Source organism: Arthrobacter sp. B0316-1-20 (genome assembly GCF_059091865.1).
Window position 1 is genome coordinate 1 of sequence record NZ_JBNHHC010000023.1, and the last position, 21663, is coordinate 21663.

Below are 21663 nucleotides of genomic sequence, written 5' to 3' on the forward strand. Positions count from 1 at the left end.
TCCAAATGGCGAACTACACCGCTGCTGATATCAAGGCCCTGCGCGAGCGCACCGGCGCCGGCATGATGGATGTCAAGAAGGCCCTGGACGAGGCCAATGGGGATGCCGAGAAGGCCATTGAGCTGATCCGGATCAAGGGACTGAAGGGCGCCACCAAGCGCGAAGGCCGCTCCACCGCCGAAGGCCTGGTGGCCGCCAAGGTCATCGACGGAACCGTCGGCGTCATGATCGAGGTCAACTGCGAGACCGACTTCGTCGCCAAGTCCGCCAAGTTCATCGAACTCGCCGACAAGGTACTGGCCACGGCGGTTGAGTCCGGCGCCGCCGAGCTCGACGCCCTGCTGGCCGCCGACGTCGACGGCAAGCCGCTGGGTGACTTCGTCGTCGAGGAAGGTGCCGTGCTGGGCGAGAAAGTTGTCGTCCGCCGGGTCGCCCGCGTCGAAGGCAAGACCGTCGATGCCTACCTGCACAAGACGTCCAAGGACCTGCCGGCACAGGTCGGCGTCCTCTTCGCCGTCGACGGCGAAGGCGACTCGGCCTTCGAGGCAGCCCACGACATCGCCGTGCACAGCGCGGCCTACGCCCCGGCCTACCTGACCCGCGAAGAGGTCCCGGCCGAGACCGTGGAGAACGAGCGCCGCATCGCCGACGAGACCGCCCGCGCCGAGGGTAAGCCGGAGGCGGCACTCGCGAAGATCGTCGAGGGCCGGCTGAACGGTTTCTTCAAGGAGATCGTGCTGCTGGACCAGCCGTTTGCCAAGGACCCGAAGCAGTCCGTCGGCAAGGTGCTGGAGGCGGCCGGTGTCAACGCCACCGCCATTGCCCGCTTCCGCGTCGGAGCGTAACCTCGGTCGCAACGTTTAGGCGAACTGGCTGATTCAGATGACAAGGGGGTGGTCACCATCGGGTGACCACTCCTTTTTCATGTCCGGATCGGCCGCGCGGCTTCAACCGTCGGGCAGCCGCGGCCAGTCACACCCTCTTTCCCCAGAACCACGCACGCCGGGAGGCACCATGGAATCCCAGAACACCCAGACCACCGCTGATACCGGGGCCAAACGCCGCCGCGTCCTGCTGAAGCTTTCGGGCGAAGTCTTCGGCGGGGGGAAGCTGGGCGTGGACCCGGACACCGTCCGGGGCGTCGCCAAGCAGATCGCCGCCACGGTCGGCCAAGTCGAAGTGGCCATCGTCGTGGGCGGCGGCAACTTTTTCCGCGGCGCCGAACTGTCGACGTCGGGCATGGACCGCTCGCGAGCCGATTACATGGGCATGCTCGGCACCGTCATGAACTGCCTCGCCCTCCAGGACTTCCTCGAGCAGGCCGGGGTGGACACCCGCGTGCAAAGCGCGATCACCATGGGGCAGATAGCCGAGGCCTACATCCCGAGGCGGGCCATCCGGCACATGGAGAAGGGCCGCGTGGTCATCTTCGGCGCGGGCGCCGGCCTGCCCTATTTCTCCACCGACACCGTGGCCGCCCAGCGCGCCCTCGAGGTGCACGCCGACGTCGTGCTCATGGCGAAGAACGGCGTGGACGGCGTCTACACGGCCGACCCGAAGAAAGACCCGGCCGCGGAGAAGCTCGACACCCTGACCTATGACGAAGCCATGCGCCGGAATATCCGGGTGATGGACCAGACCGCCTTCAGCCTGTGCCGCGACAACAAGCTGTCCATGGTGGTCTTCGGGATGGAGGGCGAAGGCAACGTGACCCGTGCGATTCTGGGCGAACAGATCGGCACCTACGTCACCGCCTGACTGGCGCCGGGCCGTCCGCCGGATAGCCTAGGATGGAAAGCAGAGTCAGGACCGCGGGCATCGCGGAGTGAATGAAGGACGTGAAGGAGAGACCGTGATAGACGAGACGCTGCGCGAAGCTGCCGAGAAGATGGACAAGGCAGTCGAAGTGGCCAAGGAAGACTTCGCCACCATCCGCACCGGCCGCGCCAATCCGGCACTGTTCTCCAAGGTCACGGTCGACTACTACGGCACGCCGACCCCGCTGCAGCAGCTGGCGTCCTTCCAGAACCCCGAACCGCGCACCCTGCTGATCACGCCGTACGACAAGTCGGCGCTGAACGACATCGAGAAGGCCCTGCGCGATTCGGATGTGGGCGCCAACCCGGCCAACGACGGCGTGGTGATCCGCGTGGTCCTGCCGGAACTGACCATGGAACGCCGCAAGGAGTACGTCAAGGTGGTGCGGGGCAAGGCCGAAGACGCGAAGGTTTCGATCCGCAACATCCGCCGCAAGGCGATGGACACCATCGGCAAGCTGGTCAAGGACGGCGAGGTCGGCGAGGACGAAGGCAGCAGGGCCGAAAAGGAACTGGACGCCAAAACCAAGTCGCACACCGACAACGTCGACGAGCTCCTCAAGCGCAAGGAAGCCGAGCTGCTCGAGGTCTGATGAGTACGGACCAGCCTCAACCCATGGCTGGCGATACGCCGGCTCCGGCGGCTGGTCCGGGACAGCGGCCGGCAGAACCCGGACGCCGGGCGCTGCGTGCCGCCGCCAAGCCCTCCCGTGCCGGGCGCAACCTGCCGGCAGCCATCGTCGTCGGACTCTCGCTGCTCATCGTTGTCCTGGTGGGTCTTTTCCTCCTGCCCGATGCCTTCGTGGTGCTGGTGGCCGGTTTCGCGGCCGTGGGCGTGTGGGAGGTTTCCCGGGCCCTGACGGTCAAGAACATTAAGGTGCCGCTGCCGCCGCTGTTCGCGGGTGCCCTCGCGATGCCCGTGGCCGCCTATTACGGCGGGCCGGAGGGGCTCGCCTTCGCGCTGGTTGCCTCCTGCGTGGCCCTGATGGTTTGGAAGTGCCTGGACAGTACCGACGGCGCCGTCAGCAGTGTGCTCAGCGGCACCTTCATCCTCTGCTGGGTTCCCTTTTTCATCAGCTTCTCGCTGCTGTTGCTGCTGGAGGAGTCCGGCGCCCTGAAGGTGGCCACCATGCTGCTGCTGGTGGTCTCCAACGACACCTTCGGGTACCTGATCGGGGTGCTCTTCGGGAAGCACCCGATGGCACCGAAGATCAGCCCCAAGAAGTCGTGGGAAGGGTTTGCCGGTTCGGTCGGCGGAGCCGTCCTGGTCGGCGTCCTGTGCTCGGTGCTGGTGCTGGACCTTCAGTGGTGGTTCGGGCTGGTCCTGGCCGTGGCCACCGTGGCCGCCTCCACCGTGGGCGACCTGGCCGAGTCGATGGTCAAGAGGGAACTTGGCATCAAGGACATGAGCAACTTCCTGCCGGGCCACGGCGGGGTGATGGACCGGCTGGATTCCATCGTGTTTGCCGCCCCGGTGGCCTTCGTGCTCGCCTCGTTGCTGGCCCCCGGGGCCGTGTAGGCGCGCGGCCGCGGATACCCGGGGCCACGCGGCGGCCCGCATAGACTGGGCACCGTAGACAAGCGGAACGTATTGAAGGAACAGGAACCACAGGACACCATGGCGCGACGAACCATTGATGCCGGCAAGGGCAGTGCCCCGTTCGACCACGTGGACCGGCGGAACTTCGGCTACAACGCACGCCAGGTGGACGACTTCCTCAGCCGGGCGCGGGAGTACTACAACAACCCCGAGCCCGACGACGCTCCCATCACCAGCCGCGATGTCCGGGCCATGACGTTCGATCCGGCCAAGGGCGGCTACGACCCGCGGGCCGTCGACGCCGCGCTGGACCGGCTGGAGGACGTCTTCGCCCAGCGGGAGCGCGACGCGCTGATCAGTAGGGACGGCGAACAGGCCTGGCTGACGCAGATCGGCCGCGTGTCGGCGATGCTGCGCGCCCGCCTGCACCGCGCCCCGGGCGAACGCTTCCGCCGGCCGACGAAGCGGAACGCCGTCAGCTACAACGTGGAGGACGTCGACGCGCTGTGCGTGGAACTGCTGGGCTATTTCGAGCACGACCAGCCGATGAGCGTCGATGTGGTCCGCAGGGCCGTGTTCCGCGAGGCCAAGGGCAAAGACGGCTACGAGGAAAACCAGGTGGACGCGTTCCTGGACCGCGTCGTCGAGTTAATGGCCGCGATCGACTGACGGGGCCCGACCTCGTTCAGTCTCCGGGACGGGGCCAACCGGCCGGCTCCGGACTGTCCGCCCGCTCCGGGGTGTGCAGCCGTGCCATGACCCGGGCGGTGGTGGCCGGCCTGCGCGAAGCCGTCGCCCGGGAAACGGCCACCGTCACCAGGAACGCCGCCGGAACCGTCCAGGCCGCCGGCTGTCCCAACGGCTCGGCCCAGGCGCCCAGTTTCGGTCCCGCCACGGCAGCCGCCAGCAGCGAACCGCCGCAGAGCACCGCCCCTGACACCATGCCGGCAATGGCGCCGGCGTCGGTGAGGCCCCGCCACCAGATGCCCAGCAGCAAGAGCGGGCAGATGGTCGAGGCGGTAAACGCGAAGACCGTGCCCACGCTGCCGGCCAGGGCCAGCGATTCGGTGCCCAGGGCGATGCCCAGCGGCACGATGGCCGACAGCGCGGCGGCCAGCCGGAAGCCCCTGACGCTGCCGCGGAACAGGTCCTGGCTGACCACCCCGGCCAGGGAAACCACCAGCCCGGAGGTGGTGGAAAGGAACGCGGCGAACGCGCCCGCCACCACGCAGGCGCTCAAGAGGTCGCCGGCCAGGCCGTCCACAATCCGCCCCGGCAGCAGCAGCACCGTGGCGTCGGACTGGGTGCCGCCGGCCAGCCGCGGGGTGTGCAGCCTGCCGAGCACGCCGTAGATGGTGGGGAAGAGGTAGAACAGCGCCAGCAGCCCCAGCACCAGCTGCGTGGTGCGGCGGGCGGCGGCACCGTCGGGATTGGTGTAGAAACGCACCAGCACGTGCGGCAGCCCCAGCGTCCCGAAAAGCAGGGCGACGATCAGCGAGACATTCCGGTACAGGGATGCATCGCCGACGACATCCAGCGACGGGTCGAAGGCCGCGCCGCCGCCGGTGGCCGACTGGCCCGAACCGGTGAGGACCAGCAGGATGAACACCACCGGGACGGCCAGGGCCGTGAGTTTCAGCCAATACTGGAAGGCCTGCACGAAGGTGATGGAGCGCATGCCGCCGGTGACCACGGACAGCACCACCACGACGACGACGGCGAGGGCGCCTGCCCAGCCCGGCAGGCCCGTGGCGATGCGCACGGTCAGGGCGGCCCCGTGCAGTTGCGGCACGATGTAAAGCCAGCCGACCGCTATCACCAACAGGCTGGTGACGCGTCGCGCGGCAGTGGAATCGAGCCGGGCCGCGGCGAAGTCGGGAATTGTGTACGCCCCGGAGCGGCGCAGCGGGGCGGCCACGAACAGCAGAAGCATCAGATAGCCGGCGGTGTATCCGACGGGGAACCAGAGCGCGTCGATGCCCGAGACCAGGATCAGCCCTGCCACGCCCAAAAAGCTTGCGGCCGAGAGGTATTCGCCACCGATGGCCGACGCATTCCACCACGGCTTGACCGTCCGCGAGGCGACGTAGAAATCACCGGTGGTGCGGGAAATCCGCAGCCCGTAGATGCCGATCAGCACGGTGGCGGCGCAGACGGCGGCTACCGCCGCCAGCCCGGCGGCCGCGTTCACTGCCTCGTCCCCGGGCCAACCCGGTCGGCCGTCAACTCGCGGAAGCGGCGCTCGTTGCGGGCGGCCGCACGGTTGTAGAGCGCGGCACAGGCCAGGATGATCGGGTAGATCCCTATGCCCAGCAGCAGCCAGGGGAGCGGGACCGTGAACACGGTCAACGTGCCCGTGAGCGGTACCAGCGCGATCAGCACGGCCATGCCCAGCAGGATCAGCCCGAAACCGGCCGCCACCACCACGGCCAGGCGCAATTGGGAACGGACCAGGGACCGCACGAAGAGCTCGCCGACTTCCGACTGCTCGGCCACCTCGCGGGAGAAGGTGTAGCCGCCCGCCGGCCGGGGCGCGGCCGAACGCGGCGCGGTGACGCGGACCCGCTGCCGGAAACCGGCCGACGGAACCTGCGCATCGCCGTCGGGCAGCGGGGCGCCGTCGTCGTTCACCGGTATGCCGCCGTGGTGCAGCGGGATGCCGCCGTCGTCACGTGGGGGAACCTCGCCGCGGCCGGGACCGCTGCTCATCCGCGCGGCCTCACCCGCGTGGCCTCCAGCCGGTCGCGGACGGCGGGCAGGTGACGCCGGCTGACGGGCAGTTCGGCACCGCCGACCAGGAGGCTGGCCCTGCCGGCGCTGGTCCGCATCTGCTGGATCCGGTCCATCGCCACAAGGTAGGAGCGGTGGATCCGGAGGTAGCCGGCGTCCGCCCACTGGCGCTCCAGGTCGTTGAGCGGCACCCGGATCAGGTAGCTGGCGTCGGCCGTGTGCAGCCGGGCGTAATCGCCCTGGGCCTGCACGTACTGGATCTCGTCCCGCCGGATCATCTTGGTGATGCCGCCCTGGTCAACGGTGACGACTTCCGGCTTGGCCGCGCCGCCGTCTTCCATCAGTTCGCAGATCCGGCGCACGGACTCCGCCAGCCGGTCTGCCCGCACCGGCTTGAGGAGGTAGTCCACGGCGGCCAGCTCGAAGGCCTGCAGCGCCTTGTCCTCATCGGCGGTCACGAAGACGACGGCGGGCGGGCGGCTGAAGCGGGAAATGACCTTGGCGATGTCCAGCCCGGTCAGGGCCGGCATATGGATGTCCAGGAAGAGCGCGTCCACGTCGTGGCGCTCCAGGGCACGCAGCGCTTCGGCGCCGCTGGTGGCTTTGTGGACCTCCCCGATCCGGGAATCCCGGGCGAGCAGGTACGCCAGGGCCTCGACGGCAGGGGCTTCGTCATCGGCGACAACCACATTGACCATGGCCCACAGTCTATTAGGCCCCAGGGTGAAGCTTCGCGCGGGCCGCTTCAGTCCACCAGGTTCCCGGGCTGGAACTTGGGTAGCCGCAGCGTGACCAGCGTGCCGGCACCGGGCGCCGTGTCGACCACCAGGCCGTGTTCATCGCCGTAGACCTGCCGCAGCCTCACGTCCACGTTGCGCAAACCCACATGGTCGCCTTCGGCGCGGCCGGCCAGCACGGTGCGCAGCCGCTCCGGATCCATGCCCACGCCGTCGTCTTCAATGGTCACGACGGCGTAGGCGCCGGCGTCGTGGGCGGTGATGGTGATCTGCCCCGGCCCTTCCTTGGCTTCGATCCCGTGGCGCACCGCGTTCTCCACCAACGGCTGCAGGGAGAGGAACGGGATGACGGTGCTGAGGACTTCGGGGCCGATCTGCAGGCTGACCCTGAGCCGGTCGCCGAACCGGGCCCGTTCCAACAGCAGGTAGCGGTCGATCGATTTCAGTTCCTCCGCCAGGGTGGTGAAATCTCCGTGCCGTCGGAAGGAGTAGCGGGTGAAGTCGGCGAACTCGATCACCAGCTCCCGTGCCCGCGCCGGGTCGGTGAGGATGTAGGAGGCGATGGCGTTCAGGGCGTTGTAGATGAAGTGCGGGCTGATTTGGGCCCGGAGCGCGCGCACCTCGGCCTCCATCAGCAACGTCCGCGAGGTGTCCAGTTCGGCCAGTTCGATCTGCGTGGCCACCCAGGCCGCGACCTCGTTGGTGGCCCGCACGAGCGACGCCGCTACGTGTCCGGTGTAGGCGCCGACGGTGCCGACCACCCGGTCCTGAACCCGGATCGGGGCGAAGACCGCTTCCGTCGGGCCGCCGTCCCGGGCGGCGGCCCCCCGCGGGACCCGGCCCTCCGGCAGCAACTGGTCGCCGCGGAACACCTGGGTGCGGCTCGATCCGATGGTCTTGCCGGCCAGGCGCAGGGCCGACTCCGGCGGCTGGCCGGCGCCGTCCCAGCCGAGCACGTCCTCCAACCCGGTCAACACCAGCACCTCGGAGCCCAACAGGCCGCGCAGGTGCTTGCTCGCCTTGCCCGCGCCGGCCGGCGTCAGGCCGGCACGCAGGTACTGGCCGGCAAGCCCCGCGGTATGCAGCGTGGCGTAGGTTGCGCGGTCGGCCTCAGAGCCAAGGTCCCGGTAGGACCGGGTCAGTTTGAAGCCCACCAGCGCGATCACCGCCACCGCCGCCGCGGCCAGGGCGGCGATGAGCGCGATGTCCACGGCCGGGCTGAGCATGCCCTCCAGCCTAGCCTCCGGGCCGGCCGGCCGGGTGCAGCTCGGCGCAGGGGAGCGCCGTTCACCGCAGCCGGTGGACCGTTGGGCGACCCGACCCGCCCGGCTGCTGGCCTCCGTAACCGCGAGCTAGCAGAGTGATCGCAGTCACACCCCGCGTGTGCCCGATGAGGAGGAAAAAATGGGTAACGACCCCAACCCGGACGCCGGCACCGCCGCGGCCGTGGACTTCCAGGTGGTCCAGAGCAGTCCGGAGTTCACCGAACTCCGCAGGCGCCACCGTTCGTTCGTGTTCCCGATGGCAGTGGCCTTCCTGCTGTGGTACTTCGCCTATGTGCTGTTGGCCGACTATGCGCACGCATTCATGTCCACCAAGCTGTGGGGCAACATCAACGTCGGCCTGGTGCTGGGCCTGCTGCAGTTCGTGAGCACTTTCGCCATCACCACCTGGTACGTCCGCTACGCGAACAAGAAGCTGGACCCGATCGCCACTGACATCCGCCACAGCCTCGAAAACGAGGGCGTCGGCCTACCGGAGGACACCAAATGAGGCACGCCGTGAACATTCCGCTGGCCGTCACGGCGGACGACATCAAGGATTCCACCTGGATCAACATCCTGATCTTCGCCCTGTTTGTCGGCGTGACCTTGGTGGTGGTGCTGCGGGCCAGCCGGAACAACAAGACCGCGGCCGACTACTATGCGGCGGGCCGGTCCTTCAGCGGCGGTCAGAACGGTACCGCCATTGCCGGCGACTACCTCTCCGCGGCGTCGTTCCTAGGCATCTGCGGCGCGATCGCGATCAACGGGTACGACGGCTTCCTGTACTCGATCGGCTTCCTGGTGGCCTGGCTGGTGGCCCTGCTGCTGGTGGCCGAGCTGTTGCGCAACACCGGCAAGTTCACCATGGCCGATGTCCTGTCCTTCCGGCTGCGGCAGCGCCCGGTGCGGATTGCCGCGGCCATCACCACACTGGCCGTGTGCTTTTTCTACCTGCTGGCGCAGATGGCCGGAGCCGGCGCCCTGGTCTCGCTGCTGATCGGCATCGACTCCAGGCTGGGACAGTCTCTGGTGATCACCGTCGTCGGCGCACTGATGATCCTCTACGTACTGGTTGGCGGCATGAAGGGCACCACCTGGGTCCAGATCATCAAGGCCTGCCTGCTGATCGCCGGTGCGTTCATCATGACCGTGTGGGTGCTGGCACTGCACGGCTTCAACCTGTCCGAACTGCTGGGTGCCGCCGTGGAAACCGCCGGCAACCCCGAGCTGCTCAACCCGGGCCTGCAGTACGGCGTCTCGGAGGCGTCCAAGCTGGACTTCATCTCGCTGGCGCTGGCCCTGGTGCTGGGCACCGCGGCCCTGCCGCACGTTTTGATGCGCTTTTACACCGTGCCGACGGCCAAGGAGGCCCGCCGGTCCGTGGTCTGGGCCATTTGGCTGATCGGCGCGTTCTACCTGTTCACCCTGGTGCTGGGCTACGGCGCCGCGGCGCTGATCGGCCCGGAAGCCATCAAGAGCGCTCCGGGCGGGGTCAACTCCGCCGCACCGTTGCTGGCCTTCGCGCTCGGCGGCCCTGTGCTGCTGGGGCTGATCTCCGCAGTCGCCTTCGCCACCATCCTGGCGGTGGTGGCCGGCCTGACCATCACCGCGGCAGCCTCCTTCGCGCACGATATCTACGCGAACGTGGTGCGCAAGGGACAGGTCGACTCGGCCGGCGAGGTCAGGGTGGCCCGCCGCACCGTGGTGGTCATCGGCGTCGTGTCCATCCTCGGCGGCATCGGCGCGCAGGGCCAGAACGTGGCCTTCCTGGTGGCGCTGGCGTTCGCCGTGGCCGCCTCGGCCAACCTGCCCACCATCGTCTACTCGCTGTTCTGGAAGCGGTTTACCACCCAGGGTGCGGTCTGGAGCATGTACGGCGGCCTGGGTGCAGCCATCGTCCTGATCGTGTTCTCCCCGGTGGTCTCCGGAAAGGAGACGTCGATGATTCCCGGCGCGGACTTCGCCATCTTCGGCCTGAACAACCCGGGCATCGTCTCCATCCCGCTCGCGTTCTTCCTGGGCTGGCTGGGAACCGTGCTGGACAAGAACCGCGAGGACGCGTCCAAGCAGGCCGAAATGGAGGTCCGTTCGCTCACCGGCGTCGGCGCGGAGAAGGCCACGGTTCACTGATACGACGACGGCGGCGCGCGCCTGCTGCAACGCGCCGCCACAGATAACACTGCGGGCCCGGCAGAAGGATGCCGGGCCCGCAGTGTTGCGGGCGCTCGGGATCAGCGGGCATGAGCCAGGCGCACGGGTCCGGAAATGATCTTCCCATCCCGGGTGCTCAGCGCGGGCAGCAGCACCCGAGCTGACAGCTAGCCGGTCGCCCCGGCACCGCGGGAGAGCAGCGGTTCCATCCGGAACGGGATCAGTTCGTGCATGGCCAGTGACGTGTCGGTCCGCTCCACGCCGTCGATCGCCAGAATCTTGCCGTTGACGCGGAACAGGTCCTCGGCGCCTTCGGAGACGACGCGGGCAAGAATATCCGCCTGGCCGGTGATGCCGATCGCTTCGAGTACTTCCGGAATGCGGGCCAGCTCGTCGGTGATCTGTTGCAGTTTCGGCTGGTGCACGTGGATGTGGATGAAGGCCGCGAGCGGATATCCCACGGCGGCGGGATTGATCCGCCGGTCGAAGGACAGGAACACCTGGTCCTTTTCCAGCCGGGCCATGCGCGCCTGCACCGTGTTGCGGGACAGGCCCAGGATCTGCGCCAGGGCCACGACCGTCCGGCGCGGATCCTGCGTCAGGGCTGCCAGTAACCGCAAGTCGGTGCCGTCCAGATTCCGCATAATGCGCAGACTAGCACGACCTGCCCGGCCCCGACAGGGCATTCTGCTCAGTTTTTGTCCGGATCATTGCGCTACTTGCCGGATGTGAGTAGTGTCACAATCAACCGCGGGCAAAGGTGCAGGCGGGGCTGTCCGGCGCCGGGACGTCCACAAGACTTCCCGGCCCTGAAGACGCAAAGGGAGTGTCGCAAGTGTCCTTACCAGGCACGGACCCGGCCGGTCCGCATAACCAGGAAAGCTACATCCAACTGCTCGCGCCGGACGGCACGCGGGCCCCCAGCGGGGAGTTCGACCCCTGGCTGGAGGATATCGACGGCGACCGACTCGCCGGCCTCTACCAGGACATGGTGGTGGTCCGCCGCCTGGACCAGGAAGCCACCGCCTTGCAGCGGCAGGGGGAGCTCGCCTTGTGGCCGCCTCTGCTGGGGCAGGAAGCGGCCCAGATCGGTTCCGGCCGCGCCCTGCGCAAGGACGACTTCGTCTTCTCCAGCTACCGGGAAAACGGGGTCGCGTACTGCCGCGGCGTGGACCTGACCGACATGATCCGCGTTTGGCGCGGCAACAGGCCCTCCGGCTGGGACCCCTACGAGATCAACATGGCCACCCCGCAGGTCATCATCGGCGCGCAAACGCTGCATGCCACCGGCTACGCCATGGCGGTCAAGTTCGACGGCGACGACGCCGTGGCGGTGACGTATTTCGGCGACGGCGCCACCAGCCAGGGCGACGTGAACGAGGCCATGGTGTTTGCCGCCAGCTTCCAGGCGCCGGTGATCTTCTTCTGCCAGAACAACCAGTGGGCGATCTCCGAACCGGTGTCACTGCAGGCCCAGGGCAAACTCTCCGACCGGGCGCCCGGATTCGGCATTCCCAGTTACCGGGTGGACGGCAACGATGTCCTGGCCTGCCTGGCGGTGACCCGCCGGGCGCTGGAGCACGCGCGCAGCGGCGGCGGCCCGTCCTTCATCGAAGCGGTCACCTACCGGATGGGACCGCACACGACGGCGGACGATCCCACCCGCTACCGCGACGCGAACGAGCTGGAGGACTGGAAGAGCCGCGATCCGATCGACCGGCTGGCCGCCCACCTGGCGGCCGAGGGCTTGTTGGACGAGGGCCTGCAACAGCGGGTCCGGGACGCGGCCGACCAGGCAGCGGCCGAGATGCGGGCCGGGTGCACGAGCATGGCCGACCCGGCGGACTTGGAACTGTTCGAGAACGTCTACGTGGCGCCGCACCCCGTGCTGGCAGAACAGCGCGCGCACTACGAGCGCTATCTTGATTCGTTCGACGCTGCCGAGGGAGGCCGCTGATGACCACCATGACGTTTGGACGCGCCATCAACACCGGGCTGCGCAAGGCCCTGGAAAACGATCCCAGGGTGGTGATCATCGGCGAGGACATCGGAGCCTTGGGCGGGGTGTTCCGCATTACCGACGAACTGCAAAAGGACTTCGGCGCCCACCGGGTGATCGATGCCCCGCTGGCCGAGTCCGCGATCCTGGGCACCGCCGTCGGGATGGCCTACCGGGGCTACCGGCCCGTGTGCGAAATCCAGTTCGACGGCTTCATCTACCCGGCGTTCGACCAGATTGTCAGCCAGGTAGCCAAGCTGCACTACCGCACCCGCGGCCGGGTCAAGATGCCGCTGACCATCCGGGTGCCCTTCGGCGGCGGCATCGGCGCGGCCGAACACCACTCCGAATCCCCGGAGGCGTATTTCACCCACACGTCCGGTCTGCGGGTGGTGGCAGTGTCCAACCCGCAGGACGCCTGCACGATGATCCAGCAGGCCATCGCCGCCGACGATCCGGTGGTCTACTTCGAGCCGAAGCGGCGGTACCACACCAAGGGCGAAGTGGACGAGAATGCGCTGGAGTCCGCGCTGCCGCTGGGCAGCGCCCGGGTGGAGGTGCCCGGGTCGGACGTGACCCTGGTGGCCTACGGCGCGCTGGTGCAGACGGCACGCGAGGCCGCGCAGGCCGCCGAGGACGACGGCGTGTCGGTGGAAGTCATTGACTTGCGCTCGCTGTCGCCGCTGGACTTTCCCACCGTGGAGGCCTCCGTGCGGAAAACGGGCCGCCTGGTGGTCACCCACGAGGCGGCCAGGACCGGCGGGCTCGGCGCGGAGATCGCGGCCAGCCTGACCGAACGCTGCTTCTATCATCTGGAACACGCGCCGGTGCGGATCACCGGGATGGACATTCCGTACCCGCCGGCCAAGATGGAGCGGCATCATCTGCCGGACCTGGATCGCATCCTTGACGGCGTGGACCGGGTGCTCGGCCGGCCCAACTCGCTGACCGGACTGGAGGACTGAACCCGTGGGGATCAAGGTATTCAAACTGCCGGACCTGGGCGAAGGGCTCACCGAGTCGGAGATCGTCAGCTGGAGCGTGGCCGAGGGCGACGCGGTCCAGCTCAACCAGATCCTGGGCGAGGTGGAAACCGCCAAGGCCGTGGTCGAGCTGCCCTCGCCGTTCGCCGGCGTGGTCCGGACCCTGCATGAGGTACCCGGCACCACGGTCAGCGTGGGCGAGCCGATCGTCTCCATCGAGGTGGAAGACGCGGGGCAGGGCGACGACGGTGCCAAGGCCGCGGGAAGCCCGCCGGAACCGCGCCGCGAGGCGAACCTGGTGGGGTACGGTGCGGCGGCCGAAGGGAACGGGCGGCCTGCCCGGCGCCCGCGCAAGAGCGGAGGGGCGGCCACCGCGGCGGTGCCGGCCACCTATCCGGCGACCCTGGCCGGGAACGCAGCGGACATGGAGCCCGCCGGAGCCGCGGATGTTGCGGCCGCCGGCCGGCCGGCCGGTGCGCCCGGTGAGGCCGCGGCCGAACCGTCCGGGACGATCCCGGAGCGGCCACGCTCCACCCCGCCGGTCCGCAAGCTGGCGAAGGACCTCGGCGTCGATCTGGCCCAGGTGGCCGGGACCGGAGAACGGGGCCTGATCACCCGCGACGACGTCCTCGCAGTCCACGAGGCGGCCGCAGCGGCCCCGGCGGTCGCGGCCCCGGGCGCCGTGTCCGGGACGGCCGGCGGCTGGCTCGGCGGCGCCGCGGAGGCCGAGACGCGGATCCCGGTCAGGGGCGTACGGAGGCACACCGCCGCCGCCATGGTGGCCAGTGCTTTCACCGCCCCGCATGCGTCCTCGTTCCTTGCGGTCGACGCGACGGAGAGCATGGAGTTGATCCGGCGGCTCAAGGCGGGCAAGGCGTTCGCCGGGCTGAAACTCACGCCGCTGACCATCACCGCCAAAGCCCTGTGCCTGGCGCTGGAGCGCCGCCCCGAGCTGAACTCCCGCTGGGACGGGGACGCCGGCGAGATCGTGCAGCAGAACTACGTGAATCTCGGCATTGCCGCGGCGACTCCGCGCGGACTGACGGTGCCGAACATCAAGGACGCGCACCGGATGGACCTGCACCGGCTGGCCGAGGCCCTGGGGGAGTTGACCGAGACGGCACGCGCCGGCAGGAGCGCCCCGGCCGAACTGCGCGGGGGAACCATCTCCATCACCAACATCGGGGTGTTCGGCATCGACGCCGGAACGCCGATCCTGAACCCGGGGGAGTCGGCCATCCTTGCCCTCGGCGCGGTGCGCCGGCAGCCGTGGGAATACCGGGGGGAGGTGGCGCTGCGCGATGTGGTGACGCTCAGCCTGTCCTTCGACCACCGCGTGGTGGACGGGGAGCAGGCGGGACGCTTCCTCGCCGACGTGGGCACGATCCTGTCGGACCCGGCCATGGTGCTGGCCTTGGTGTGATCACCCGGCCATGGTGCTGGCCATGGTGTGATCGCCCCGGCCATGGTGCTGGCCATGGTGTGATCAGGGTGCAGAGGCGGCTCAGGCCAGTTCGAGGATCTCCTCGGTGACCACGGCGCCGCGGGCGTTGGCGAAGCCCTGGGCCTCGCCGACGGTCCGGAAGCCGAGCTTGTGCAGGACCTTGACTGAGCCAAGGTTGTCCTTGACCACCCGCGCGCGGATGGGACGCGCGGAAAATTCCCGCAGGAAGGCCTCGACGGCCGCGGTGGTGACGCCCTTGCCCCACTGCGACTTCGCCGTCCAGTAGCTCAGTTCCGGGTACCCCTCGTTGGGGTAGGCCAGCACGCTGCCCACCACCTCGCCGTCGACGGTGACGGTGCGCACGGTGATGGACTCGTCGTTGAGCAGGCTCTGCCAGTGGAGATCAAACACGCCGCGGTCAGACGGATTCCGGGCGGCAAACGCCGCCATATGGTTGGCGTCGGGATCCTGCTGGTACTCGAAGAACTCGTCGAGGTCGGCAGGTTCTACAGGACGAAGCTCAATCACAGCAGACCTTTCGGCTAGTTGGTGTCTGATACACCCTACTCGGCTTTCAACGCGGCCCAAGCCATTTGTTCCAACAGACTGCGGCGCCAGGCTTCCCGCGGCTGCCGGCTCCGGTGGGTCGAGTGCGGCGTGGAGTTGATCAGTCCGAAAACGGCGTGTGCGCGGACCCGCAACTGCGCCGCGTCCGCCTCCGGCAGCAGCCGCGCCAGCACGGAAACCCACACCTCCACATAGGTGCGCTGCAGCGTCCGGACCAGCGCCGAGTCCTCGGCGGGGAGGCTGTCCAGGTCCCTGTCGTGGACCCGGATGACGTCGGGATTCTTCAAGGCAAAGTCCACGTGGAAGGCGACCAGGCCGCGGAGCGCCTCCTCGGCATCCTGCCGGCCCGCCGCCACGTCCTGGCCGCCGTCGAGCAGGTCCTGGCTGACGCCCGTGAGCAGCGCCGCAAGCACCGCATGTTTGCTCTCGAAATGCCGGTAGACGGCCGGCCCGCTGACGCCGGCCGCCGAGCCGAGGTCTTCGATGGACACGCCGTTGAAGCCGCGCTCGGCGAAGAGGCGGGCGGCGGCGTCCAGCAGTGCGGCCCTGCGGGTGGCCTTGGCCAGGCTGCGGCCGGTCTGGCGCGTCCCGGCGGCGGCGTGCGGTGCTGCGGGCATGGATCGGTTCCTTCGAGAAGGTGCCGAATAAGTGCTGGACAAGACACTTAACGGCCACTAGCCTGATTTCAGTTAGTACAGACTAACCAAAATGCGTCCTTCAGGCCAGTTGTCCCACGCGGGCGGCGGGCGTGGGCGCGCGACGGCTTCGGCCAGGAAGGTGTCGATGGAGACACTGGCTTCCCGGGTGGACACTACCAGTGACAGCTTCCGGGCCTACGACGAGCAGCAGCGCCGGCTGGCTGCCGAACTGCACGCCCGCCTGGCCTCGGTGGCGGCGGGCGGGCCGGAGGGCTCGCGCCGGCGCCACCTGGAGCGGGGCAAGCTGTTGCCGCGGGACAGGGTCGACACGCTGCTGGACGAGGGCAGCCCGTTCCTGGAGATCGCGCCGCTGGCCGCCGAGGGAATGTACGACGGCGATTCGCCGGGGGCGGGGATGATCGCCGGCATCGGCCTGGTGCACGGCCGCCACGTGCTGGTGGTCTGCAACGATGCGACCGTCAAGGGCGGCACCTACTATCCGATGACGGTTAAGAAACACCTGCGCGCCCAGGAGGTGGCGCTGGAGAACAACCTGCCGTGCATCTACCTGGTGGACTCCGGCGGCGCGTTCCTCCCCAAGCAGGACGACGTCTTCCCGGACCGCGAGCACTTCGGCCGCATCTTCTACAACCAGGCGCGGATGTCGGCGGCTAAAATCCCGCAGATCGCGGCGGTGCTCGGTTCCTGCACGGCCGGCGGCGCCTACGTTCCGGCGATGAGCGACGAAACCGTGATCGTCCGCGGCCAGGGCACCATCTTCCTGGGCGGCCCGCCGCTGGTGAAGGCGGCCATCGGCGAAGTAGTCACCGCGGAGGAACTCGGCGGCGGCGAACTGCATGCGCGGACCTCGGGGGTGACCGACCACCTGGCCGAGAACGATGTGCACGCGCTGGAGATTGTCCGCGACATCGTGGCCACGCTCCCATGCCGGACACCGGCCTGGGAGACGGCGCCCGTGGAGGCCCCGGCGGCCGAACCGCAGGAGATTTACGGGGCCGTTCCGGTGGACGTCAACGCCGCCTACGACGTCCGCGAGGTCATCGCCCGGTTGGTGGACGGCAGCCGCTTCCACGAGTTCAAGCGGGAGTACGGCACCACGCTGGTCACCGGGTTCGCCCGGCTCCACGGGTACCAGGTGGGCATCGTGGCGAACAACGGGGTGCTCTTTTCCGAATCTGCCCTCAAGGGCGCGCACTTCATTGAACTCTGCGACCAGCGCGGCATCCCGCTGGTTTTCCTGCAGAACCTTTCCGGCTTCATGGTCGGCCGCGACTACGAGGCCGGCGGCATCGCCAAGCACGGCGCCAAGATGGTGACCGCCGTCGCGACCGCCCGGGTGCCGAAGCTGACCGTGGTGATCGGCGGGTCCTTCGGCGCCGGCAACTATTCCATGTGCGGCCGAGCCTACTCGCCGCGCTTCCTCTGGATGTGGCCGGCCGCTCGCATTTCGGTGATGGGCGGCAACCAGGCCTCCTCCGTCCTGGCCACCGTCAAACGCGACCAGTTGGAAGCCCGCGGGGAGGAGTGGAGCGCCGAGGCCGAGGAGGCGTTCAAGGCCCCCATCCGGGAGCAGTACGAAGCGCAGGGCAACCCGTATTACTCCACCGCCCGGCTCTGGGACGACGGGATCATCGACCCGGCGCAGACCCGGACCGTGCTCGGCCTCGCCCTGGACGTCTGCGCCAACAGTCCCTTGCCCGAGACCGCCTTCGGTCTGTTCAGGATGTGATCGAAAGTGTTTGAAACCGTTCTGGTTGCCAACCGCGGCGAAATCGCCTGCCGGGTCATCCGCACGCTGCGCGCCATGGGCATCCGGGCCGCGGCCGTCTATTCGGATGCCGACGCCGGGGCCCGCCACGTGCGCGAGGCCGACATCGCGGTGCGGATCGGGCCCGCCCCGGCCACCGAGAGCTACCTGCGCATCGACGCGGTGATCGAAGCCTGCAAGGCCACAGGCGCCGAGGCCGTTCACCCCGGCTACGGCTTCCTCAGCGAGAACGTGGCGTTCGCCCAGGCGCTGGAGGCGGCCGGCATCGTGTTCATCGGACCCAACGTGGGGGCGATCGGGATCATGGGGGACAAGATCCGCTCCAAGAACCACGTGGCATCGCATGGGGTCCCGGTCATTCCCGGGATCGCGGAACCGGGGCTGGACGACGACGGGCTAGTCCGGGCCGCCGAAGGGGTCGGCTACCCGCTGTTGATCAAGCCGTCGGCCGGCGGCGGCGGCAAGGGGATGATGGCTGTGGAGCGGCCCGGGGAACTGCGCGCCGCGCTCGCCGCCGGGCGCCGGGTGGCCGCCTCCGCCTTCGGCGACGACACGCTCTTCCTCGAGCGGCTGATCGCCCGGCCGCGGCACATCGAGGTTCAGGTGCTGTGCGACCGGCACGGCAACGCGATCCACCTGGGGGAGCGCGAATGCTCGCTGCAGCGCCGGCACCAGAAAGTCATCGAGGAGGCTCCGTCGTCGCTGCTCGACGCCGCCACCCGCGGCAGGATCGGCGAGGCCGCCTGCAACGCCGCCCGCTCCGTGGACTACACCGGGGCCGGAACGGTGGAGTTCCTGGTCTCCGACGACGCCCCCGACGAGTTTTTCTTCATGGAGATGAACACCCGGCTGCAGGTGGAACACCCGGTCACCGAGTTGGTGACCGGCCTGGACCTGGTGGAGTGGCAGGTGCGCATCGCCGCCGGTGAGGTGCTCGCGCTGGCCCAGTCCGACGTCGTGCTCACGGGACACGCGGTGGAGGCGCGCGTCTACGCGGAGGATCCCTCGCAGCAGTTCCTGCCCTCGGCGGGCACGGTGCTGGCCCTGGAGGAAGCCGCCGGGGAGGGCATCCGGGTGGACAGTTCGCTGCTGCCCGGGCTGGTCATCCCCTCCGACTACGACCCGCTGCTGTCCAAGGTGGTCGCCTGGGGCGAAGACCGGCAGCAGGCCCTGGCACGGCTGGACGGTGCGCTCGCCGACACCATGGTGCTCGGCATCCATACCAACATCGAGCACCTCCGCAGCCTGCTGGCCGACGAGGACGTGCGGGCCGGGCGGCTGGACACCACGCTGATCGACCGGAAGATCGAGCACCAGCAGTTCCGCCGGCCCGGTGACGCCGAACTGGCCGTGGCCGCCGTGGACTGGCTGCTCCGGCAACGGGACGCGCGGATCCAACCATGTGCCGCCGGCGGGGCGGGGTCCGCCTGGCGGAGCGAGGGCTGGCGGTTGAGCGGGCCGCGCCCGGGCACCGTCAGCTTCGACCTCGGCGGCGGAGAACACCGCGACGTGACGGTGGCCTGGACGGGCGACGCGGCCGCCGGTGCGCCCGCCGGTGCCCTGGTGACGGCCGGCGGCGGCAGCTACGCCGTCGTGCTGGACCGGGCCGGGCAGGCGGCGGAGGTCGACGGACTCCGCCGGCCGCTGCGCCACGCGTTCGGCGCAGACGGCACGATCTGGCTGGGCGACGCCGGCTGGTCGGCCCGGGTGACCGTCCGCGGCCGGGAGCGCCGGCTCGCCGATGCCCTGGCGGGGGTCCGCCAGGCCGAGGGGCAGGCATCACCCGAGGTGCGCTCGCCGATGCCCGGGACGGTGACGTCGGTGGCGGTGGCCAACGGTGAGCGGGTGGTGGCCGGCCAGCCGCTGTTGACGGTGGAAGCGATGAAGATGGAACACCAGCTGAGCGCCGCGATCGCCGGCGAGGCCAGCATCAACCTCAAAACCGGCGACCTGGTCAAGGCCGGCCAGATCGTCGCCGTCGTGCGGGCAGCGGATCCTGTCCCCGAAGAACCTGAACAGAAAGGGGCATGACCATGCCTGACTTTTCACTGAGCGAGGACTACCAGGACCTGGTGGAGACCGTGCGGGAATTTGCCCGCGAGGTGGTGGCCCCGGTGTCCGCCAAGCACGACGAGGAGCACAGCTTCCCGTACAAAGTGGTGGCCCAGATGGGCGAGATGGGCCTGTTCGGCCTCCCGTTCCCCGAGGAGTACGGCGGCATGGGCGGCGATTACTTTGCGCTCGCCCTGGCGCTGGAAGAACTCGGTGCGGTGGACCAATCGGTGGCGATCACGCTGGAGGCCGGGGTCTCCCTAGGGGCCATGCCCATCTACCGCTTCGGCAGCGAGGACCAGAAACAACAGTGGCTGCCCATGCTGGCCAGCGGCGAGGCGCTCGCCGGCTTCGGCCTGACCGAACCCGAAGCGGGCTCGGACGCGGGCGGCACGAAGACCCGGGCCGAGCTCGTGGACGGGCAGTGGGTGGTCAACGGGCACAAGGAATTCATCACGAATTCCGGCACCGACATCTCCCGGCTGGTCACCGTCACCGCGGTCACCGGCACCTCCGAGCGCGACGACGGCTCGCTGAAGAAGGAGATTTCCACCATCCTGGTTCCCACCGACACCCCGGGCTTCACCGCCGAGAAGGCCTACAACAAGGTGGGCTGGAACGCCTCCGACACGCATCCGCTCACCCTGGACAACGTCCGGGTCCCGGAGGAGAACCTGCTGGGACGCCGCGGCCGGGGCTATGCGAACTTCCTGCAAATCCTGGACGAGGGCCGGATCGCCATCGCCGCGCTGGCCACGGGCGCGGCGCAGGGCTGCGTGGACGAGGCGGTGCGCTACGCCAAGGAGCGCCAGGCCTTCGGCACCAGCATCGGCTCCTTCCAGGCCATCCAGTTCAAGATCGCCCGGATGCAGGCCCGCGCGCACACGGCGCGGCTGGCGTATTACGACGCCGCCGCCCGGATGCTCGCCGGCCAACACTTCAAAACCCAGTCCGCGATTGCCAAGATGGTGGCAGGCGAGGCCGCCATGGACAACGCCCGCGACGCCACCCAGATTTTCGGCGGCTTCGGCTTCATCAACGAATTCCGGGTGGCCCGCCACTACCGCGACTCGAAGATCCTGGAGGTCGGGGAAGGGACCACCGAAGTGCAGCTGATGCTCATCGCCCGCGAACTGGGGCTTTGACGGACCGCAGGCAAAGGAGGACGCAGTGATCGACAAGGTAGTAGCTTCCGCCGCGGAGGCCGTGGCGGACATTCCCGACGGCGCCTCGCTGGCCGTGGGCGGCTTCGGCCTGTGCGGCATTCCGGTGGCGCTGATCCAGGCCCTTCACGACGCCGGCACCACCGACCTGGAAACCATCAGCAACAACTGCGGCGTGGACGACTGGGGGCTGGGCGTGCTGCTGGCCGACGGGCGCATCCGGCGCACCATCAGCTCCTACGTGGGCGAGAACAAGGAGTTCGCCCGGCAGTTCCTGGCCGGCGAACTGGAAGTGGAGCTGACCCCCCAGGGGACGCTGGCGGAGAAGCTGCGCGCCGGCGGGGCCGGGATACCCGCGTTCTATACGGCCGCCGGTGTCGGCACCCAGGTCAGCGAGGGCGGACTGCCGCGCAAATACGACGCCGACGGCGGGGTCGCCAAGGCGTCGGACCCGAAGGAAGTCCGCAGCTTCGGCGGGGCCGAGTACGTGCTGGAGGAATCCCTGCGGCCGGACTTCGGCCTGGTACACGCCTGGAAGGGCGACCGGCTGGGCAACCTGGTGTTCCACGTGACCGCCATGAATTTTAATCCGCTGTGCGCCATGGCCGGCAGGATCACGATCGCCGAGGTCGAGGAACTCGTCGAACCGGGCGAACTGGACCCCCAGCAGATCCACACCCCCGGCATCTTCGTCCAGCGGGTGGTGGTGGCGCCGGAGGTGGAAAAGCGGATCGAAAAACGCACGGTGCGGCTGGCCGGCCAAGACACCGCGACCGGGAAGTAAGGAG

General features: G+C 68.9%; 21 protein-coding genes. 14 read left to right on the plus strand and 7 right to left on the minus strand.

Going from position 1 to position 21663, the window contains the following annotated elements:
- The first annotated feature begins 5 nt into the window (after positions 1-5).
- The 5 genes from tsf to AC5RW2_RS28120 all read left to right on the plus strand — a co-directional run bounded on the left by tsf (position 6) and on the right by AC5RW2_RS28120 (position 4026).
- Entirely contained in the window at positions 6-845 is an 840-nt protein-coding gene (gene tsf, locus AC5RW2_RS28100; protein ID WP_494002467.1) for a translation elongation factor Ts, read from the plus strand.
- Positions 846-1014: 169 nt separating this feature from the next.
- Entirely contained in the window at positions 1015-1758 is a 744-nt protein-coding gene (gene pyrH / locus AC5RW2_RS28105) for a UMP kinase (RefSeq protein ID WP_493988119.1), read from the plus strand.
- 94 nt (positions 1759-1852) lie between these two features.
- On the plus strand, positions 1853-2410 hold the full coding sequence (gene frr, locus AC5RW2_RS28110; protein WP_494014218.1) for a ribosome recycling factor: 558 nt from the start codon (positions 1853-1855) through the stop codon (positions 2408-2410).
- A gap of 23 nt (positions 2411-2433) precedes the next feature.
- Complete coding sequence (locus AC5RW2_RS28115) at positions 2434-3336, plus strand: phosphatidate cytidylyltransferase (protein WP_494002465.1); 903 nt, start codon at positions 2434-2436, stop codon at positions 3334-3336.
- A 99-nt stretch (positions 3337-3435) separates the two neighbouring features.
- Positions 3436-4026 (plus strand): DivIVA domain-containing protein, encoded by a 591-nt coding sequence (locus AC5RW2_RS28120; protein ID WP_494002464.1) that lies wholly within the window; start codon positions 3436-3438, stop codon positions 4024-4026.
- 16 nt (positions 4027-4042) lie between these two features.
- Here AC5RW2_RS28120 and AC5RW2_RS28125 read toward each other — a convergent pair whose 3' ends face one another.
- The 4 genes from AC5RW2_RS28125 to AC5RW2_RS28140 are packed head-to-tail and all read right to left on the minus strand — an operon-like array spanning position 4043 to position 8050.
- Positions 4043-5548, minus strand: a complete 1506-nt coding sequence (locus tag AC5RW2_RS28125) for a sodium/solute symporter (RefSeq protein ID WP_494074785.1) — start codon at positions 5546-5548, stop codon at positions 4043-4045.
- Positions 5545-6066, minus strand: coding sequence for a DUF485 domain-containing protein (locus AC5RW2_RS28130; RefSeq protein ID WP_494074786.1), 522 nt, complete (start codon positions 6064-6066; stop codon positions 5545-5547). Before AC5RW2_RS28130 ends, AC5RW2_RS28125 begins: the two co-directional genes overlap by 4 nt.
- Positions 6063-6785, minus strand: coding sequence for a LytR/AlgR family response regulator transcription factor (locus AC5RW2_RS28135; protein ID WP_494002461.1), 723 nt, complete (start codon positions 6783-6785; stop codon positions 6063-6065). Before AC5RW2_RS28135 ends, AC5RW2_RS28130 begins: the two co-directional genes overlap by 4 nt.
- Before the next feature lie 47 nt (positions 6786-6832).
- The gene (locus AC5RW2_RS28140; RefSeq protein ID WP_494074787.1) at positions 6833-8050 is read right to left on the minus strand and encodes a sensor histidine kinase; all 1218 of its coding nucleotides are present in this window, start codon (positions 8048-8050) and stop codon (positions 6833-6835) included.
- A gap of 178 nt (positions 8051-8228) precedes the next feature.
- On the opposite strand from AC5RW2_RS28140, the gene AC5RW2_RS28145 reads away from it, so the two are divergent.
- Both AC5RW2_RS28145 and AC5RW2_RS28150 read left to right on the plus strand, forming a co-directional pair.
- A complete protein-coding gene (locus tag AC5RW2_RS28145) occupies positions 8229-8597 on the plus strand; it encodes a DUF485 domain-containing protein (RefSeq protein WP_494002459.1) in 369 nt (122 codons plus the stop codon).
- Positions 8594-10219: a monocarboxylic acid transporter gene (locus AC5RW2_RS28150; protein ID WP_494014212.1), complete on the plus strand. Its 1626-nt coding sequence runs from the start codon at positions 8594-8596 to the stop codon at positions 10217-10219. The genes AC5RW2_RS28145 and AC5RW2_RS28150 overlap by 4 nt, the downstream gene beginning before the upstream one ends.
- Before the next feature lie 188 nt (positions 10220-10407).
- Here AC5RW2_RS28150 and AC5RW2_RS28155 read toward each other — a convergent pair whose 3' ends face one another.
- A complete protein-coding gene (locus tag AC5RW2_RS28155; protein WP_494023783.1) occupies positions 10408-10884 on the minus strand; it encodes an Lrp/AsnC family transcriptional regulator in 477 nt (158 codons plus the stop codon).
- 191 nt (positions 10885-11075) lie between these two features.
- Between AC5RW2_RS28155 and pdhA the strand changes: the two genes are divergently transcribed.
- From pdhA to AC5RW2_RS28170, 3 genes are read left to right on the plus strand one after another with little or no spacing between them, the layout of a single operon-like run.
- Entirely contained in the window at positions 11076-12197 is a 1122-nt protein-coding gene (gene pdhA / locus AC5RW2_RS28160) for a pyruvate dehydrogenase (acetyl-transferring) E1 component subunit alpha (protein ID WP_494026385.1), read from the plus strand.
- The gene (locus tag AC5RW2_RS28165; RefSeq protein WP_494002455.1) at positions 12197-13204 is read left to right on the plus strand and encodes an alpha-ketoacid dehydrogenase subunit beta; all 1008 of its coding nucleotides are present in this window, start codon (positions 12197-12199) and stop codon (positions 13202-13204) included. Before pdhA ends, AC5RW2_RS28165 begins: the two co-directional genes overlap by 1 nt.
- 4 nt (positions 13205-13208) lie before the next feature.
- Complete coding sequence (locus AC5RW2_RS28170) at positions 13209-14645, plus strand: dihydrolipoamide acetyltransferase family protein (protein WP_494074788.1); 1437 nt, start codon at positions 13209-13211, stop codon at positions 14643-14645.
- An 81-nt stretch (positions 14646-14726) separates the two neighbouring features.
- On the opposite strand, the gene AC5RW2_RS28175 is transcribed toward AC5RW2_RS28170, so the two are convergent.
- Together AC5RW2_RS28175 and AC5RW2_RS28180 are read right to left on the minus strand one after the other, a co-directional pair.
- The gene (locus AC5RW2_RS28175) at positions 14727-15194 is read right to left on the minus strand and encodes a GNAT family N-acetyltransferase (protein WP_494002453.1); all 468 of its coding nucleotides are present in this window, start codon (positions 15192-15194) and stop codon (positions 14727-14729) included.
- 35 nt (positions 15195-15229) lie between these two features.
- Positions 15230-15850, minus strand: coding sequence for an SACE_7040 family transcriptional regulator (locus tag AC5RW2_RS28180; protein WP_494074789.1), 621 nt, complete (start codon positions 15848-15850; stop codon positions 15230-15232).
- Between the two features lie 166 nt (positions 15851-16016).
- Between AC5RW2_RS28180 and AC5RW2_RS28185 the strand changes: the two genes are divergently transcribed.
- Genes AC5RW2_RS28185 through AC5RW2_RS28200 form a run of 4 tightly spaced genes read left to right on the plus strand, consistent with a single transcriptional unit; the run spans position 16017 to position 21659 of the window.
- Entirely contained in the window at positions 16017-17621 is a 1605-nt protein-coding gene (locus tag AC5RW2_RS28185) for a carboxyl transferase domain-containing protein (RefSeq protein ID WP_494074790.1), read from the plus strand.
- 6 nt (positions 17622-17627) lie between these two features.
- Positions 17628-19691, plus strand: coding sequence for an acetyl/propionyl/methylcrotonyl-CoA carboxylase subunit alpha (locus AC5RW2_RS28190; RefSeq protein ID WP_494074791.1), 2064 nt, complete (start codon positions 17628-17630; stop codon positions 19689-19691).
- A gap of 2 nt (positions 19692-19693) precedes the next feature.
- Complete coding sequence (locus AC5RW2_RS28195) at positions 19694-20857, plus strand: acyl-CoA dehydrogenase family protein (RefSeq protein ID WP_494002449.1); 1164 nt, start codon at positions 19694-19696, stop codon at positions 20855-20857.
- Positions 20858-20882: 25 nt separating this feature from the next.
- On the plus strand, positions 20883-21659 hold the full coding sequence (locus AC5RW2_RS28200; protein ID WP_494002448.1) for a CoA transferase subunit A: 777 nt from the start codon (positions 20883-20885) through the stop codon (positions 21657-21659).
- The last annotated feature ends 4 nt before the right edge of the window (positions 21660-21663 follow it).